Below are 15,673 nucleotides of genomic sequence, written 5' to 3'. Positions count from 1 at the left end.
GGGCCGGCAGCGGTCAGCCGCGCGTGGCGGCGAAGGGGCCGCCCGCGCCGAAGACGAGCTCGGCGAAGTTCTCCCCGATCCGGCGGTGGCCGGCGGTGTCCGGGTGGACCTCGTCGGGCAGCGGCAGCTCGGCGTAATCCTCCGCGCCGTACAGCGAGCGCCCGTCGAGGTAGTGCAGGTGCGGGTCCCGCGCGGCCCGCCGCGCGGTGATACGGGCGAGCTCGTCGCGGACGACGCCCAGCGTCAGCCGCCCGGCGGCCCGCTCGGCCGGGTCACCGAGGGCCCGGAACCGCAGGGCCGTCCCGTCGAACTCCGCCGCGAGGGGACCCGGCGTGTCCTCCTGGATGGGACACAGGACGGGGGAGACGACCAGCAGCGGCGTGTCCGGGTGCCCCTCCCGGATCGTGTCCAGGAACCCGTGGACCGCGGGGACGAAGGCGCGCAGCCGCATCAGGTCGGTGTTGACCAGGTTGATGCCGATCTTGACGCTGATCAGGTCCGCGGGCGTGTCGCGCAGGGCGCGCGCGGTGAACGGGTCGAGCAGGGCGTTCCCGCCGAAGCCGAGGTTGATCAGTTCCACGCCGCCCCGGGCGGCGGCCAGCGCCGGCCAGGTCGAGGCCGGTCCCTCCGCGTCGGAACCGTGGCTGATCGAACTGCCGTGGTGCAGCCACACCCTGCGGCCACGGTCCGGCGCGGCCTCGACCGGCGCGTCCGTCCGCAGGGCGATCAGCTCCGTGATCTCGTTGTGCGGGAGCCAGATCTCGACGTCCTTCACCCCGGCGGGCAGCCCCGTGAACCGGACGGTGCCGGGCGCGCCGGGCGTGGCGACCACGGCGCCGGTGGCCATGTCGATGGTGTGGAGGTTTCCGCCCGCCACACCGGCCCGCGCGGTCGGACGGCCGTCGACCAGCAGCTCGTACACGCCGTCCGGGCGCGCCGGACCGCCGCGGTAGACGGTCTTCGTGGCCAGCGTCTCCAGCTCGACCGCCGTGGCGGCCGTACGGAAGACCAGCCGCACCCCGGAGGGCTGGGCCTCGACCTGGGCCAGGTAGGGGTCGGGGAACTGCTCGCGGGCCCGGGCGGGCAGCCGGTGCGGCAGGACGCCGTGCGCGGTGCGCTCCACGTCGAGGGCGCCGCGCAGGTGGTGGGGCCCGACGGGGGTGGTGAACCAGTCGGTCACGCCGTCTGCCTCCCTGTACACGAATGGATCATGCCGGTCATCATGTCGGCCGCGCCGGGGCTTCGGCGAGCGAGTTTCGGCTCCACGGCGGTCGCGCGGGCGGCTCGGCCCCGCGGTTCGGCCCGGTGGGCCGGCCCCGCGGGTCAGGCCCGTCGGTCGGCCCGCCGGTCAGCCCCGCCGGTCGGCGGCGTCGAACCGGGCCAGGGCCAGGGCGCCGGCGCTCAGGGCCTTCTCCAGGGCGCCGCGGGTGGCCCGGTCCAGGCCGCCCAGCCCCTCCTCGGTCTCGTCCGCCGCGTCCCGGGCGATCTCGGCGGCCACCTCGCGCGCCGGGGTACGGGGCCCCAGCTTGCTCACCGCCGCGGCGGCCCGCGCCGGGGTGAGGAGTCCGGCGGCGTGCGCCAGCAGCCAGCCGGGCACGCCCGCCGCGCCTTCGGCGGGGACGCGGTAGGGGCGGGCGCCCGCGAACCGCTCGTCCTCGGCGAAGGCCGGCTGCTTGAGCTTGGCCATCGGCGGGGCCTGCGTCCAGGACTCCCCGGCGGGCTTGACCACGATGCCCTCGGCGAGGTTGCCGGGCAGCGCGGGCAGACCGAGCAGCGCGGGCAGCCGGGTCGGGAAGACCACGGGCAGCTGCCCGACCCGGGCCAGGGTGCCCTGCGCCAGCAACGGCGCGCACATCAGCCCGGCGGCCTGTGCCGCGGTGCGCAACGCCCGGTCGGCGACCCAGACCGGACCGCCGTCCACGGCGGCGACGGTCGCGTCGAAGGGCAGCCAGAGCAGGTCCGGGGCGTACCAGACACCGGTCTGTACGGGTTCGGCGGCCGCGACCGGCGGAACGTCGGGGTGCGGGTAACGGCCGCCCGCCAGTTCGCCGTAGAGCGTCACGGTCGCCGACGCGGCGGCCCCGTACCGGTCCCGCAGCAGCGCGGCGCAGCGGTTCGCGGCGACCGCCAGCGCCGGCCAGATCCGGCCGACACCGAAGAAATCGTCCAGGCCGCCGTCCCCGAGGAGTTCACGCCGTTTGGCGGGACGCGGCCCGCTCGCGTCGCACACGACGGCGAAGTTGGCGCCGTGCACCTTCTCCTGGGCGACCCAGTCCCGCCCACCGGCTTCGCCCAGCCGGCGGCCGGCGGGAATCTTCGGATACGGGGACCAGGAACGGGACTCGGCGGACACCGCGCGATCGTAACCGCCGGCCCGCGCCCGCGGGCACCGCGTTTCCCCCGGCGGGTGGCCCGGGTCAGGGGCGAGTGGCTTCCGCCACCCAGCCGTACGGGAGTTCGCGGCCGTCGACGGTGGCCGCCTCCACCGTGTCGGTAAGCGGGTCGATGTCCACCTGGACGCCGTCGCCCTCGTAGCGGGGGGAGCCGCTCGCGCCGGTGGCGCCCGTGGCCACCACCGACGCGGAACGCATCGCGGCCCCGTGGTCGGTGTGCCCGTCGGCGTCCGAGAGCTGGGGCTTCAGTACCACGGTGTAGCGCTCAGGGGGCTGGCTCATGGCACCGAGGCTAGCGCCCGCCCCCGCGGCCCGCCGCTTCCCACGCCCTACGGCCCGACCGGCGGACCAGGGGGGCCGGACACGACATTCCCTAGGGGCGCAGGTCCTGGGCCGCGCGGCGGACCTGGAGGGCCAGGGGTTCCGGGAGGGCGGCGTAGCCGGTCTCGACCACCGCCTTACGGCCCGCCTCGTTCACCGTGTCGTCCAGGAAGGCCCGTAGCCGCGGCAGCGACTCGGCCCGGTTCCCCTCCTCGCACACCACCGCGTACGCCACCTGCACCACGGGGTAGGCGCCGGGTGTCTTCGTCGCCGGGTCGAGGCTGAGCGGGGCCTGGCCCGTCTTCGCCACCGGCGCGGCCGCCGCCAGCGCCAGCGCGGCGGAGTCCGGCCCCACGGGCACCGGCGCGCCCGCCGCGGTCACGAGCGCGGCCGTACGGCGGCCCTGCGTGCCGCTCAGCGCCGTGAAGGAGATCGCCCCCTGGGTCTGGGCGACCTCCGCGACCTGGTCCTTCGCCGCCGTCACCGACCCCGTGACCATGGTCGTGGCCGGCTGGTGCGGCCAGGCGGCGGGCGCGGCACCGGCGAGGTACTGCGTGAAACCGAGCGTGATCGAGCTCGTGGCCGCCGGGACCACCGTCGTCACCTCCGTGTCGGGCAGCATCACGCCCGGGTTGAGGCGGGCGATCGCCGAGTCGTTCCACCGCAGGATCTTGCGGTCGAAGATCCCGGCGAGCGTCGGCGCGTCCAGCGTCAGGGAGTCCACCCCCTCCAGCCGGTACACCACGGCGATCGGCACGGCGTCCAGCGGCAGCTGGAGCGCGGGCCTGCCGCCGCAGCGCGCGGCGGACTCGGTGGAGTGAGCGGCCGTCAGGGGCGTGTCGACGACCGCGAAGTCCGTCTGCCCCGACAGGAACTGCGCCAGGCCCGCGCCCGATCCGATGGGCTGGTAGGCCACCTCGCTGCCCTGGCACCGCCGCGCGTGGTCGGCGGCCCAGCGGTCCAGGGCGGGCTTCTGTACGGAGGAACCGGCGCCCCGCAGCGCTCCGGCGGGCCCGCAGGGCGCCGCGGCGAGGTCCGCGGCCGGGCTCGCGGCCCCGTTCGCGCCCTTGCCGTCGCCCGCCTTCCGGTCGCCGTTGGCCAGCAGCGGTACGGCCACCGCCGTCGCCGCCACGGCCAGGGCGACCGCTGCCGCCGCGAACAGCGCGCGCCGGCGGCCCCGGTGGCCGACCGGCGACGGTTGTGGGTCACCGGGCGGCGGTGCGGGCGACTCCGGCGGCGCGGGCGACACGGGCGACGTCGGCAGCGCGTCCGCGGCGGGCGTCCGCGCGACCCGGGGATCCGGGGCGCCCGCCGGTCGTGCCCCGGTCCGGGTGAAGCGGTCCGCGACGCCGGGGGCGGGCGGGTCCACCACGGTCGGCGGAGGAGGCGTCGGCGCCGCGGCGGGCGGGGGCGGTGCGGCCGGTCCGGCGAGCGCGGACAGCAACTGCGCCACCGTCGCCCGGCCGGCCGGGTCCTTGACCAGGCAGGAGTCGACCAACGGCCGCAGCTCCGGCGCGACCCCGGCCAGGTCCGGCTCCTCGTAGACCACCCGGAATCCCACGGCGTGCGTGCTCTCGGCGTCGAACGGCCCGTGCCCGGTGGCGGCGTACACCAGGACCGACCCCAGCGCGAAGACGTCGGCGGCCGGGGTGAGGGGCTCGTTGCGGAACTGCTCGGGGGCCATGAACGGCGGTGTGCCCACGACCAGTCCGGTGCTGGTCAGCGGCGCGGCGTCGGAGACGCGGGCGATGCCGAAGTCGATGACGCGCGGCCCGTCCTCGGCGAGCAGCACGTTGCCGGGCTTCAGATCGCGGTGGATCAGCCCCGCCCGGTGGATGTCGCGCAGCGCCTCCACCAGCCCCGCCGCCAGCCGCCGCACCCCCGGCGCGTCCAGCGGGCCGTACGTCGCGACGGCGTCGGCCAGCGAGGGGCCCGGGACGAACAGCGTGGCCAGCCAGGGCTCGTCGGCGTCGGGGTCGGCGTCCACCACGGGCGCGGTGAACGCGCCGCTGACCAGGCGCGCGGCGGTCACCTCCTGGCGGAAGCGGGCGCGGAAGGCGCCGTCCCCCGCCAGCTCGGGCCGGATGACCTTGATGGCCACCTGCCGTCCGGACACCGACCGGGCGCGGTAGACCACGCCCATCCCGCCGGCGCCGAGCCTGCCCTCCAGCCGGTAGCCGCCGACCGTACGCGGATCGCTCTCCGCCAGCGTCACGTGAGCCTCCCCGGGCCCGGGCCAGGTGCCGCGGCCGCGACCCGGACCCGTCGGACCCGCCGGACCCGGTCGAAGTCCCCTGCCCACCCCGGGTCCCGCCCGGCCGTCCCCAGCTGCCCCGCCGGCAGGCGGAAGCACTCCCCGATGCCGCTCATGGCGCCATGCTAGATGTTCGCGGGCGGGCGGGATCCCTCAGGTGGCGTACGACGGATCGGCCCCGTCCACCGGGCCGTTCAGCCGCCGAGGCCCGCCTGCGCCCGCTGCGGTACCTCGCGCTCCGCGATGGCCGCACGGCACGCCTGCACGAACTTCCGGTACTGGGCGTTGGACTTGCACGACTTCCCGCGCTCCGCCGGCGAGTCGGCGGTCAGGGAGAAGAAGCTGTCGCGCAGTTCACGCGTGAGCTCCAGCTGTGCGCCCTTGCCGGTCATGGTGCGGTTGCAGATGTTGCGCTCCTCGTCCCCGTTGACCGCCCCGCTGCCGGGGAAGATCTGGAATCCGGCGGTCTCCAGGTGCCTGGTCAGGATCGCGCGGAAGACGTCGTCGAGCCCGCCCACGACCACGCCCTTCTTGTCCGGGAGCCGCTCCGGGTGGTCCTTGTACTTCGGGTGCGCCTGCTCCCACCGCAGGCCGTGCACGCTCAGGGTGTTGAGGCTGCCGGCCGCCATCGACACGGCCACGTGGTCGTCGCAGCGGACCGAGGTGACGTGCAACTGCCTGTTGGTCAGCAGGTTGCCGTCCGCGTCCTTGGCGGTGCCGCTGCGCATCCCCTCGAACATCCAGAAGTCGTAGAGCGGTTCGCCGCCCGCCAGCCCCGGGTAGACCGATCCGGCCCGCTCCGGCTCGGGGTACGGCTCCGGATCGTATCCGGCGATGCCCAGGCACAGTTCGCTCGTGCCGACCTCGATCCCGCCGCCGTGGATGGCCAGGACCGTCGTCAGCGCGTACGCGGACTGCCCGGCCTTGTCGAAGTCCTTCACCTCGTGCCGCTTGAAGCGCCGCGCGAAGTCCTTGCCCTCGCCGTCGGCGGGGTCGGCCGACGCGGCGAAGTGCCGGTAGAGCTCGGTGTTGGAGGTGTACAGGTCGTCCGCGGACGATGCCCGCGCCGTCCCGGCCGACAACGCCGACAGCAGCGGCGCGCCCGCGGCGGCGGCGACCAGCCCCGTCAGCAGGGTCCGGCGGCCGGTCCGGACGCCCGGGACCCCCGCATCGCCCTGTCCGTGGACCGCCCCGTGCATCGCCCCGTGCGTCGTTGCGCCGTCCGTCGCGTGGCCGGCTCCGTGGTCCGTCTCGTGCTTCTTCCGCTGTCGCACAGGCCCCCCTGGTCGTGATCATGAAAATGTGGTGGGCGCAGCGTAGCAACGCCCCGACCCTCGTTCCCGGCGCGGCGCCCGGTTCACGCCGCCAGGGCGGAGGTGACCACCAGCGGCGGGCGCGTCCGCTCCGCGGTCCAGGGCCGGCTCCGCACGAGCTCCGCGTCGGCGACGTCGAGCGCCTCGGTCACCGTCGGGCGGTGCAGGACGACGTCCCGGAAACCGGCCCGCTCCAGCAGGGCCGGCAGCACGTCGACGGGCCAGGCGTGGTTGCGCACCTCCTGCCAGGAACCGTCGGTGCGGCGCAGCCGTACCGTCATCTCCTCCCCGGGGCGGTACGGCGCCTGCGCCCCGGCGACCCGCAAGGAGGCGTACTCCACGCCGCCGCAGGCGGGATCGGTGGTCAGCAGCACGAGCGGCGCCGCGGGGCGCAGCAGCCGGCGGATCTCGGTGAACACGGCCCGCACCGCTTCCTCGGTGGGCAGGGAGGCGAGGACGTGGTTGCACATCGCGGCGTCGGCGCAGCCGTCCGGCAGGCAGCCGACGCGCCCGCGCTCGACCAGGTGGTACTCCGCCACGGCCGTCCCCGTGCGCCGGGCCAGCGCCAGCATCTCGGGGGAGGAGTCCACGCCCAGGACCCGTACGCCGAGCCGGCGGGCCGCCCGGCCGGCCACCTGCCCCGGCCCGCAGCCGTAGTCCACGAGCACCGCGTCCGCCACCGGGCCGCCGGTCATCCGGCGGGACAGGGCCTCGAACACGAACGGGTAGCCGAGCAGCCAGTCCGTGGCCGCCTCGACCGCCGCGAACGCCCGCGCCCCGGCCTGCCCGGACCAGGCGGTGTCCCGTTGCTCCGACCCGTCGCCCACAGCTGCCCACCATCCTGTCCGGCCGGTACCCCACCGGGACCTGCTGTCGCGTTCCGTGCCGTCCCGCCCCTTGCCGTTACGGCACGGGGCGGACGCGGACCACGCGGGCCGGGGCCTGGCCGCCGCCCGACGGGAGCATCCGCACCTCGCCCTGGTCGCTGATCTCCGCCCGGACGATGCCGGACGCGTCCTCGTAGACCGGGTGCCCGCCCGGCCCCGTCCCACCGGCGGCCGCCACCACCACGACGTCCTCGCCCGCCTCCGGGTCCTCGGAAAACACCAGCTCGTACCGCTGGGTACTCATGCACGCCCTCCTCTGCCCGGCGACACCGACCCCCACCACCATCATGCGCGCGGGGCGCGGCCGCCGCCCCCCGCCCCCACCGCGCCCGGCCCGCCGCGCCGCGCCCGCACCGGACGTCCGTCAGGCATGACGCCGGTACAGCCGGGCCAGACCCGTGGCGGGCCGGGGTCCGGCCCGGTCCAGCTCCTCCACCAGGCGTTCGGTCCGCTTGCGCACCCCCAGCTCGTCCAGGACCCGGTCCACCTCGGCGAGCAGCGCCCCGTGCAGCTGCCACTGCGCCGGGTCGGCCGCCACCTCGTCCAGCAGCAGCCGCGCCAGGCGGTCGCGGGCGCCGCGGGCCGCCGTCAGCGCGCGGGCGAGGTCCTCCTCGGCCTGTTCCGCGTTGGCGCTGATCTGCGCGGTGACCAGCGAGGCGAAGCTCGCCACGGCCGCCGCCAGGTACCCGAACAGCTCACGCAGCGCGACACCGATGTGCTCCGGGTACAGGGCCCCGTCGGGGCGCGCCTTCGCCAGGTCGGTCAGGGTGCGGCAGCACACCCGGAGCACCACCGCGCAGATCTCGAGCGTGTCCAGACCGGTGCGCAGCACCACCCGCTGTACGAGGCTCTCCTTCACCCGGGGGTTCATCCGCAGGCTGTCCTCGGCCTGCCGCAGCGCCGCGTCCACGCGCACGATGTCGTGGTCGAGACGGCGTGCCTCGTGGAGCCGCTCGGCGGCCTCCCGGAACGCGGCGCTGCCCGGGCGGCCGGTGAGCCCGTCCCGCATGTGCCCCAGCAGCTCGCCCATCCGGGCGGCGAGCCCGGTGATGGCGGCCCCCGCCGGCTCGGTCCACACGGGCGGGGCCAGGAGCAGGTTGAACAGCAGTCCGACGGCCGCCCCGATCAGGGTCTCCAGGACCCGGTCCCAGGCCGTCTCGCCCACCTGCGACACGCCGAGCACCAGCATGGCACTGATGGCGACCTCGGGCACGAACTCGTCGACGCGCACGAGGTGCCCGACCGCCAGCGAGGCGAGGATGACCAGTCCGAGGCTCCACCAGGTCAGCCCGACCAGCGTGCTGAACAGCACGGCGACCAGTACCCCGGCGACCACCGAGTTCACCCGCCGGATCCCCGTGGTCAGCGTCGTGTAGAGGGTCACCTGGACCACGAGGAGCGCGGTGAGCGGCGCGGTCAGGGGGACCGGCTCGCTGCTGAGCGCCAGCGCGACGACGTAACTGACGACGGCGGCGGCCGTCGAGCGCACCGCCTGCACCACCAGGGGCTCCCGGCGGTGACGCACCAGGCGCCCGAGATCACGGACGGAATCGGGGATCACGGCGTTCGGCATATGCGCCCCCCTTCCCCGGGAACGCCGAAGAACACCTCCCGCCCCGCCGCCGTGCCGTGAGCGCCCGTCCGGCTACGGGGCGTGCGCGGCTCCGGACGTGAGGCCGGCGCGGTCCAGCGCCCGGCGCATCGCGGGCAGGTCCGGGTCCGCGTCCGCGTGCTCGTTCCCGCCCGCGGCACCGACGGCCGTGAACAGCGACTCCAGGACCCGCGGGTCCAGCCGGCCGGCCTCGGCGGCGTCCAGGAGCTCCGCCGCCGCGTCGGCGGCCAGCGGTCCGCGTTCCTGGTCGGTGCTGGTCAGTACGGCGAGCACCTTCGCGCGGTTCACGAAGCGGCTCATGCCGCAGTCCAGCCCGTCGTCGCCGAGGTCCTCGGGGTACGGCGCACGCGCCCAGGCGCCGTCCTCGTACCAGTAGACGCAGCCCAGCTCCCCGCCGCCGAGCCGGTGGCGCAGCTCCTCGTACGGGAGCCAGTCCGGGCCCTGCGCCAGCATGTCGATGGCGGGCTCGTGCCACTTGACGTCGCTCGACTCGTCCTCGCCGTAGAGCACGTACCGGCCCTCGCCCATCGCGGACATGGTCCACCAGGTGCAGCCGCAGTCGTCGAGGTGGAGACCCGCGTCGTCGATCCAGTGCCCGGTGCGGTGGATCCCCTGGCCCTCCGCCTCGACGGTCGCCTCCCAGACGGCGACGAGCGCCCAGCGCGCCCACAGCACCTCGGCCGCCGGCAGGTCCCCGGGCCGTCCCGGCCGGTGAATCGTCATGGTGCGTCCGCTCCTTCGTACCCGGTGACGCGATCTCTCGCGCCGATCGTACCGAGCCGTGCGATGGGCCACATGGCTGACGGGGACGGGGGCGGTGTTACGGCACGGGCGGAGTCTCGTTGCCCCTGCATGACCGATCTCATGGTGAAGATCCCGGCCGACTGGCTGGCCCGGGTGTTCCTTTCGCTCCGGCGCGGTTCCTCGGACGACGCGCAGGCCCTGGCGGCGGAGCTGCGGCCGTTCACGGAGCGGCCGGGCCAGCGGGTCCCGGTTCCCCGGGCGACGGTGCTGCGGACCGAACGGGCGCTGCGCGGTGAACTCCAGTGCGCCGAGGGCTCCGAGCGGCGCGCCCGGCTGGCCGAGGAGGCGGAGTACCTGATCGGCGCCCGCCTCGGCCATTAGCCCGACCAGGCGGCCGTTTCGCGCCGCTCGGCGGCCGGGACCGCAGCCGTGTGCGGGACCATGGCCAGTGGCGTCGGACAGAGCGGGACGACGACCGACAACAGCAGACAACGGTGGACAGCGGCGGACAGCCGCGGATTGCGGCGGACAGGGAGCGGATATGCGCGGCGGTACGGTCACGGTGGTCGGCGGATCCATCGCGGGCTGCGCGTTCGCCTCGGCGGCCGCGCGCGCCGGCGCGGACGCGGTCACGGTGCTGGAGCGTTCCGAAGGGCGGCTGGCGGACCGGGGCCTGGGCCTGTGCGTCCACGACGACCGGGCCGCCGAACTCACGGCCGCCGGCACGCTGCCCCCGGGGATCGCCGCGCACCGGCTGGCCCGCCGGCGCTGGGTCGTGCGGGACCCGGCCGACCCGGCCGGGCGGGTCTTCTGGGACCAGCCGTTCCCCTTCCACTCCTACCACTGGGGCCTGTTGTGGCAGGGCATGCGCGAGGCGACCCCGGCATCGGTCGACTACCGGCACGGCGTGACGGTCACCGGCGTGGCCGCCGCCGGCGACCGCGCCGAGGTGCACCTGGCGGACGGGGGCGTCGAGGCGGGCGACCTGGTCGTCGGCGCGGACGGCTACCGCTCGGTCGTGCGGCGGGCCGTCAGCCCCGACTCCCTGCCGGACTACGCCGGTTACGTCTGCTGGCGCGGCAACTTCGACGCCGGGCGGCTGGCGGCCGTCGGCGAGGAGCACTGGCCCTCCGAGGCGGTCACCACCGTCTGCTTCGAGGGCGGCAGCTGCGTCGTCTACCGCATCCCGGGCCCGGACGGCCTGCGCGTGAACTGGGTCCTGTACGCCGTGCCCCCACGCGCCGCGGGCCTGCGCCTCGACGACCCGACCAGCTTCCCGCCGGGGCGGGTGACCGCCGAACTCGCCGCCGGCCTCACCGCGTTGCTGGACCACGCGTTCCCGCCGTACTGGGCCCGCGTCCTGGCGCTGACGGACCCCGAGGACACCTTCGTCCAGCCCATCTACGACCTGGAGACCGCCCCCATCACCGCGGGGCGCCTGCTGCTCGCGGGCGACGCCGCGACCGTCGTACGCCCCCACAACACCAGCGGCGCGGCCAAGGCCCTGCAGGACGCCGCCGCCTTCGAGGCGGCCTGGAGCTCCGCCGCCACCTGGGACGAGGTGCTGCACGGGTACCGGTCGGCCCGGGGTGCGGCGGGCCGCGAACTGGTCGCCCTGGCCCGCCGCCTCGGCCGCGCCCAGGTGGAACGGACCCCGCCCTGGTCCACGATGCGGCCCGGCGACGCGCACGCCTGGTGGCAGGACCAGCTCGGCGGCGCCCCCGGCATCGGCGGCCAGGCCATGTCCCCGTCCACGCCCGCGTCCCCGTCCACGCCCCCGCCCACCGCCGCGCAGGATCCGCGCCGCTGATCCCCGCTGATCCCCACCGATTCCGTGGGCCGCGGGCCGCGGGCGGTCTTTACGGCCCGGCCCCGCCGGGTATCCCTGGAGGTATGGGGGCGGACGGGGAGCGGGCGGGACACGGGCGTGGCGCGGCGGTGGCCGCCGTGATCGGGGCGGCAGGCGCCCCCGTGCTGTCGGCGGGCGTCGCCCTGGCGGGCGCGTGGCTCCAGGCGAACGTGCGCTGGGGTGCCCTGTGGGGAACGCTCGGCTTCGTCGGCGCGTTCGGCGTCCTGGTCCTCGGCCTGCGCGGGCGGCACTCCCTCCTCGCCTTCCTCGCGGCCGGGCTCTCCCTGGTGTCCCTTTCGCTCGTCCACGAGGCGGTGGAGGAGTACACCTTGCGGGAGCGGGGCGTACGGGTCGGCTGTCTGGTGCAGGAGATCGACTCCCGTACCGAGACCACGGCCACGACCGACGCCGACGGCAGCACCTCGTACCGGACGGTCACGTACCACGACTACCGGCTGGCCTGCCCGCCCGGTGGCCCGGCGACGATGACCGTCCAGGGCAGCCGGGTCGGTGCCCCGGGCGAGCGGCTCGCCGTCGTGTACGACCCCGAGGCGCACGTGGCCCCGCAGCCGGCCCGGTTCGCCGAGGACCCCGGCACCGAGGCCACCTGGGCCCTGGTCCTGGTCGGCCTCTCGGTCCTGGCCCGGGTCCTCGACGACGTGCGGCGCGCCCGCCGGTCCGGCGGGCTCAGGCCGAGGCCCGGCGTACGAGCGTGGTGGCGGTGATCACGGGTGCGGGCGGGCCGCCCGCACCGGGCCCGTTCAGGGTGTGCAGCAGCAGGCGCGCCATCAGGCGGCCCATGCCCTCGATGTCCTGACGTACGGTCGTCAACGGCGGATCGGCGGATTCCGCCACCAGTTCGGCATCGTCGAAACCGACCAGCGCCACGTCACCGGGAACGCTCAGCCCCCGTTCGCGCAGCACCCGCAGGGCGCCCGTCGCCATCAGGTCGTTCCCGGCGAACACCGCGTCCGGCCGCGGCTGCCGCTCCAGCAGCTCCGCCATCGCGCGGGCCCCGCCCGCCGCGGTGAAGTCGCCCTCGGCGACCAGCGCCGGATCGCCGCCGGGCAGCACGTCCCGGTACCCGTCCAGCCGGTCGGTCGCCGACGTCTGGTCCAGCGGGCCGGCGATGTGCGCGATGCGCCGCCTGCCCAGGGACTTCAGGTACCGTACGGCCTCCCGCGCGCCGCCCCGGTTGTCCGCGTCGACGTAGGTGACCCCGCCCTCCGCGCCGGGCCCGGCGGTCCAGCCCGGGCGGCCGCCGTAGACCGTGGGCATGCCGATGCGGCGGGTGAGGGCGGGCAGCGGATCGTCGGTGTGCAGGGAGAAGGCCAGCGTGCCGTCCACGTGACCGCCGACCAGGTAGCGCTCGATGCGGTCGTAGTCGCCGCGGTCCTCGACCAGCAGCAGGACGAGCTGGGTGTCGTGCGCGGTCAGCTCCTTGCTGATGCCGCGCACCTGCCGGGAGAAGAAGGGGTCGGAGAAGATCCGGGCCTCCGGCTCGGCGATGATGACCGCCACCGCGCCGCTGCGCCGGGTCACCAGGGTCCGGGCGGCCTGGTTGGGCACGTAGCCGAGCTCCCGGATGGCCTCCCGTACCTTGTCCACGACGTGGGCGCGGACCCCCGCCCCGCCGTTGACGACGCGCGAGGCGGTGGCCCGGGACACCCCGGCGCGCGCGGCCACCGCTTCGAGGGTGGGGCGGCGGTGCCGGGGCGGCGCGGGAAGCGGTTCGGGCACGGGAGGCTCCTCATGCGTGTCCGGCGGGGGTTGCCTGGCCGGGCAGCAGGGTATCGGCGTACCGCCGGGAGCGCTCCCGTTTCCCGGCGGGCCGGTCACCAGGGGTATGGATCCGGCCGAGCCGCGGCCGGCGCGTCCGGCGCGGTCAGTGCCCGAAGTGGAACCAGTTGACGTTCACGAAGTCGGCGCCCTGGCCGCTGGTGAAGGTCAGGTACACGTCGTGCCTGCCGGTGATGCCGGTGATGTTGGCCGGGACCGTCCGCCAGTTCTGCCAGCCGCCGGTGTTCGCGACGGAGAAGCTGCCGACGGGAGGGTTGCCGGGGCTGTCCAGCCGGACCTCGACGAGGCCGCTGACACCGCCGGCGGCACCGCTGGCGACGCGCCCGTAGAACTGCCGCGCCGTGCCGGACCCGAAGTCGACGCCCCGGTAGAGGGCCCAGTCGCCGTGTCCCAGCATGCTGAGGTTCTGGCCGCCACCGCTGTCGGTGGTGGTCTCGCGGCCGGTCCCCGCCTGGCCGTCGTAGGACTCGGCCTGGATGGCGGCGTACGCGTCGCGGTTGCCGGCGGGCGGCGTGGTGGGCGGGGTCGTCGGGGGTGTGGTGGGCGGGGTGGTGGTACCCGCCGTCCGCAGGACGGACACGTAGTCGACGGTCATCGGGTGGCCGGGCTGGGTGCCGGCGTCGGGTCCGCCGCCGAAGGCGTCGGGGAAGCCGCCGCCCATGGCGACGTTCAGGATGATGAAGTACCCGTGGTTCGTGGCGTTGGCCCAGGTGACCGGGTCGACCTGGTTGGCCCGCACGGTGTGGTACGTGATCCCGTCGACGGAGAAGCGTATCTCCTCGACGGCGGTGGACCGGTCCCACTCCGCCGCGTACGTGTGGAAGCCGGCCTGGCAGCTGGTGCCCGGACAGGGGCGCTGGCCGCCGATGCCGGACGTCTCGTTGCAGGGGCCGCCGGGGCTGGTGCCGCAGTGCAGGGTCGACCAGACGTTGTCGAGGCCCTGGACGTTCTCCATGATGTCGATCTCGCCGATGCCGGGCCAGTTCCACCAGTTGCCCCGGTAGGGGGCGCCCAGCATCCAGAAGGCCGGCCAGTAGCCCTTGGCCGCCGGGCCGGTGACGTTCGGCATCTGGATGCGGGCCTCGGTGCGCAGCGTGCCGCCCGCCGGGGGCTGGAAGTCGGTGCGCCGGGTCTCGATGCGGCCGGAGGTCCAGTTGCCGGCGGCGTCGCGGCGGGGCGTGATGCGCAGGTTCCCGGCGCCGTCGAGCGAGACGTTCGCGGGGTCGGAGGTCATGGTCTCGATCTCGCCGGTGCCGAAGTTGGCGGGGCCGCCGGGATAGCTCGTACCGGTGGTGTACTGCCAGTTCGTGGGGTTCACACCGGAGCCGGCGGGTCCGTCGAAATCGTCCAGGAACACCTGCGTCCAGCCCGGCGGGACCGGGGGAGCGGCGGCGTTCGCGGGCATGACGGCGGCCACGGCGGCCGCCGCGGCCACGGCCAGGGCGCCGAACGCGGCGATGGCGGCCCGCCGGACGGCGGCCGGTCGTCGTCTGTTGCCGGAAGTCTCACGCATGGGTGCCCTCTCTCAGGCGCCGGACGGCGCGATGGGGGGAGTGGGGGGCGACACGTCTTGAGAGCGCTCTCAAGACGCGCCGCTGACACTGTCCTCCCGGCCCCTGGGGGCGTCAAGAGTGCGAGCGGTCAACGGGCTTGAGCACGACCGGAGTTCATAAGGCGAACCGGGGCCGGGGCGGTGCCGGGGCCGGGGTACGGAGAACCCCCCGCGGCGGCGTCGGTGGACGACCGCCGCGGGGGGCACATGCCGCGCGGAGGGCGGCGGGGTGAGCACGGCACGCCGTACTACTTCTTGACGGGCTCCAGGCACAGGACGAACTTCTCCTGCTCCCACTGCTGCGCCAGCGCGGCCTCGCCCACGGTGCAGGCGTCGGTGTCGAAAGTGTTCTCGACGACCTTGAGCACCTTGTAGTTGGCGTCCTTGTCGTCACAGCCCTTGGTCTCGACCTCGGGGTTGTTGTCGCTGCCGGTCACCTTGACGCAGTCGCCGGCCTCGGCGCGCACCGGGGCGTTGAAGAAGTACGAGACGCCCAGCTTCACGACGACCGCGGCCACGATGAGCGCGACGACGCTGAGGAACTTCCGCGCCTTGCCGCCCTTGGGCTTCGGGGCCTCGGGGGCGGGCGTGACGGGAGCCTGCGGGGTGGCGTTCTCGTCCTGCGGCGAGGGCGGGGTCGACATCAAGGGGTCCTTCCGGGGGAGGGTCATCGAACGCCCGAACGCTACAGAGCACGTAAGTGGCAAACCGGACTGTGGGGCGGCTGCGGAGATGAGATGCGGAGTTGTGATGAGGCCATGGCACAACCGTGATCGGCCCGGCTCCGCCCGCACACCCCTCACCGGCCACGACGAGTGGGGGCCCCCCCCCGGGGGGGGCCCCCCCGGGGGCGGCGTACGGCGCCCGACCGGGGTGTTGGTAGGCGGGCTCACAAGGTGGGCAGTTTTGGGTTAAAGCGCAGGGGGTTTTGGTTGTTGTCGCACAGGT

15 protein-coding genes are annotated in these 15,673 nt (G+C 75.3%); 3 read left to right on the top strand and 12 right to left on the bottom strand.

Features of this window, described 5'->3' with window-relative positions; translation table 11 throughout:
* Positions 1-13 precede the first annotated feature (13 nt).
* The 9 genes from ACZ6KO_RS18625 to ACZ6KO_RS18585 form a co-directional block, all read right to left on the bottom strand.
* The gene (locus ACZ6KO_RS18625; RefSeq protein WP_469305064.1) at positions 14-1,201 is read right to left on the bottom strand and encodes a GDSL-type esterase/lipase family protein; all 1,188 of its coding nucleotides are present in this window, start codon (positions 1,199-1,201) and stop codon (positions 14-16) included.
* Positions 1,202-1,348: 147 nt separating this feature from the next.
* Positions 1,349-2,353, bottom strand: a complete 1,005-nt coding sequence (locus tag ACZ6KO_RS18620; protein ID WP_469305063.1) for an RNA ligase family protein — start codon at positions 2,351-2,353, stop codon at positions 1,349-1,351.
* Positions 2,354-2,417: 64 nt separating this feature from the next.
* A complete protein-coding gene (locus ACZ6KO_RS18615; RefSeq protein ID WP_469305062.1) occupies positions 2,418-2,675 on the bottom strand; it encodes a hypothetical protein in 258 nt (85 codons plus the stop codon).
* 91 nt (positions 2,676-2,766) lie between these two features.
* Positions 2,767-4,929, bottom strand: a complete 2,163-nt coding sequence (locus ACZ6KO_RS18610) for a serine/threonine-protein kinase (protein ID WP_469305061.1) — start codon at positions 4,927-4,929, stop codon at positions 2,767-2,769.
* A 233-nt stretch (positions 4,930-5,162) separates the two neighbouring features.
* Complete coding sequence (locus tag ACZ6KO_RS18605) at positions 5,163-6,242, bottom strand: poly-gamma-glutamate hydrolase family protein (protein ID WP_469305060.1); 1,080 nt, start codon at positions 6,240-6,242, stop codon at positions 5,163-5,165.
* Positions 6,243-6,325: 83 nt separating this feature from the next.
* Positions 6,326-7,108, bottom strand: coding sequence for a class I SAM-dependent methyltransferase (locus ACZ6KO_RS18600; RefSeq protein WP_469305059.1), 783 nt, complete (start codon positions 7,106-7,108; stop codon positions 6,326-6,328).
* Between the two features lie 76 nt (positions 7,109-7,184).
* Positions 7,185-7,412, bottom strand: a complete 228-nt coding sequence (locus ACZ6KO_RS18595) for a DUF6296 family protein (protein ID WP_469305058.1) — start codon at positions 7,410-7,412, stop codon at positions 7,185-7,187.
* A 120-nt stretch (positions 7,413-7,532) separates the two neighbouring features.
* Positions 7,533-8,741, bottom strand: a complete 1,209-nt coding sequence (locus ACZ6KO_RS18590; protein ID WP_469305057.1) for an FUSC family protein — start codon at positions 8,739-8,741, stop codon at positions 7,533-7,535.
* Between the two features lie 72 nt (positions 8,742-8,813).
* Complete coding sequence (locus tag ACZ6KO_RS18585) at positions 8,814-9,503, bottom strand: hypothetical protein (protein ID WP_469305056.1); 690 nt, start codon at positions 9,501-9,503, stop codon at positions 8,814-8,816.
* Positions 9,504-9,632: 129 nt separating this feature from the next.
* Between ACZ6KO_RS18585 and ACZ6KO_RS18580 the strand changes: the two genes are divergently transcribed.
* From ACZ6KO_RS18580 to ACZ6KO_RS18570, 3 genes are all read left to right on the top strand, one after another.
* Positions 9,633-9,905: a hypothetical protein gene (locus ACZ6KO_RS18580; RefSeq protein ID WP_469305055.1), complete on the top strand. Its 273-nt coding sequence runs from the start codon at positions 9,633-9,635 to the stop codon at positions 9,903-9,905.
* Between the two features lie 160 nt (positions 9,906-10,065).
* A complete protein-coding gene (locus ACZ6KO_RS18575; RefSeq protein ID WP_469305054.1) occupies positions 10,066-11,334 on the top strand; it encodes an FAD binding domain-containing protein in 1,269 nt (422 codons plus the stop codon).
* An 83-nt stretch (positions 11,335-11,417) separates the two neighbouring features.
* Positions 11,418-12,098, top strand: coding sequence for a hypothetical protein (locus tag ACZ6KO_RS18570; protein WP_469305053.1), 681 nt, complete (start codon positions 11,418-11,420; stop codon positions 12,096-12,098).
* Here the strand turns inward: ACZ6KO_RS18570 and ACZ6KO_RS18565 are convergent.
* From ACZ6KO_RS18565 to ACZ6KO_RS18555, 3 genes are all read right to left on the bottom strand, one after another.
* Positions 12,061-13,113 carry a LacI family DNA-binding transcriptional regulator gene (locus ACZ6KO_RS18565; RefSeq protein WP_469305052.1) on the bottom strand — a complete coding sequence of 351 codons (1,053 nt, stop codon included), beginning with the start codon at positions 13,111-13,113 and terminating at the stop codon, positions 12,061-12,063. The two genes, ACZ6KO_RS18570 and ACZ6KO_RS18565, sit on opposite strands and share 38 nt — an antisense overlap.
* 145 nt (positions 13,114-13,258) lie before the next feature.
* Complete coding sequence (locus ACZ6KO_RS18560) at positions 13,259-14,686, bottom strand: glycoside hydrolase family 16 protein (RefSeq protein ID WP_469305051.1); 1,428 nt, start codon at positions 14,684-14,686, stop codon at positions 13,259-13,261.
* Positions 14,687-14,973: 287 nt separating this feature from the next.
* On the bottom strand, positions 14,974-15,369 hold the full coding sequence (locus tag ACZ6KO_RS18555; protein ID WP_469305050.1) for an LppU/SCO3897 family protein: 396 nt from the start codon (positions 15,367-15,369) through the stop codon (positions 14,974-14,976).
* Positions 15,370-15,673: the final 304 nt, after the last annotated feature.

The sequence above is a fragment of the Streptomyces sp. NPDC042102 genome (assembly GCF_055582305.1).
This window is presented reverse-complemented; position numbering and strand designations above follow the sequence as displayed.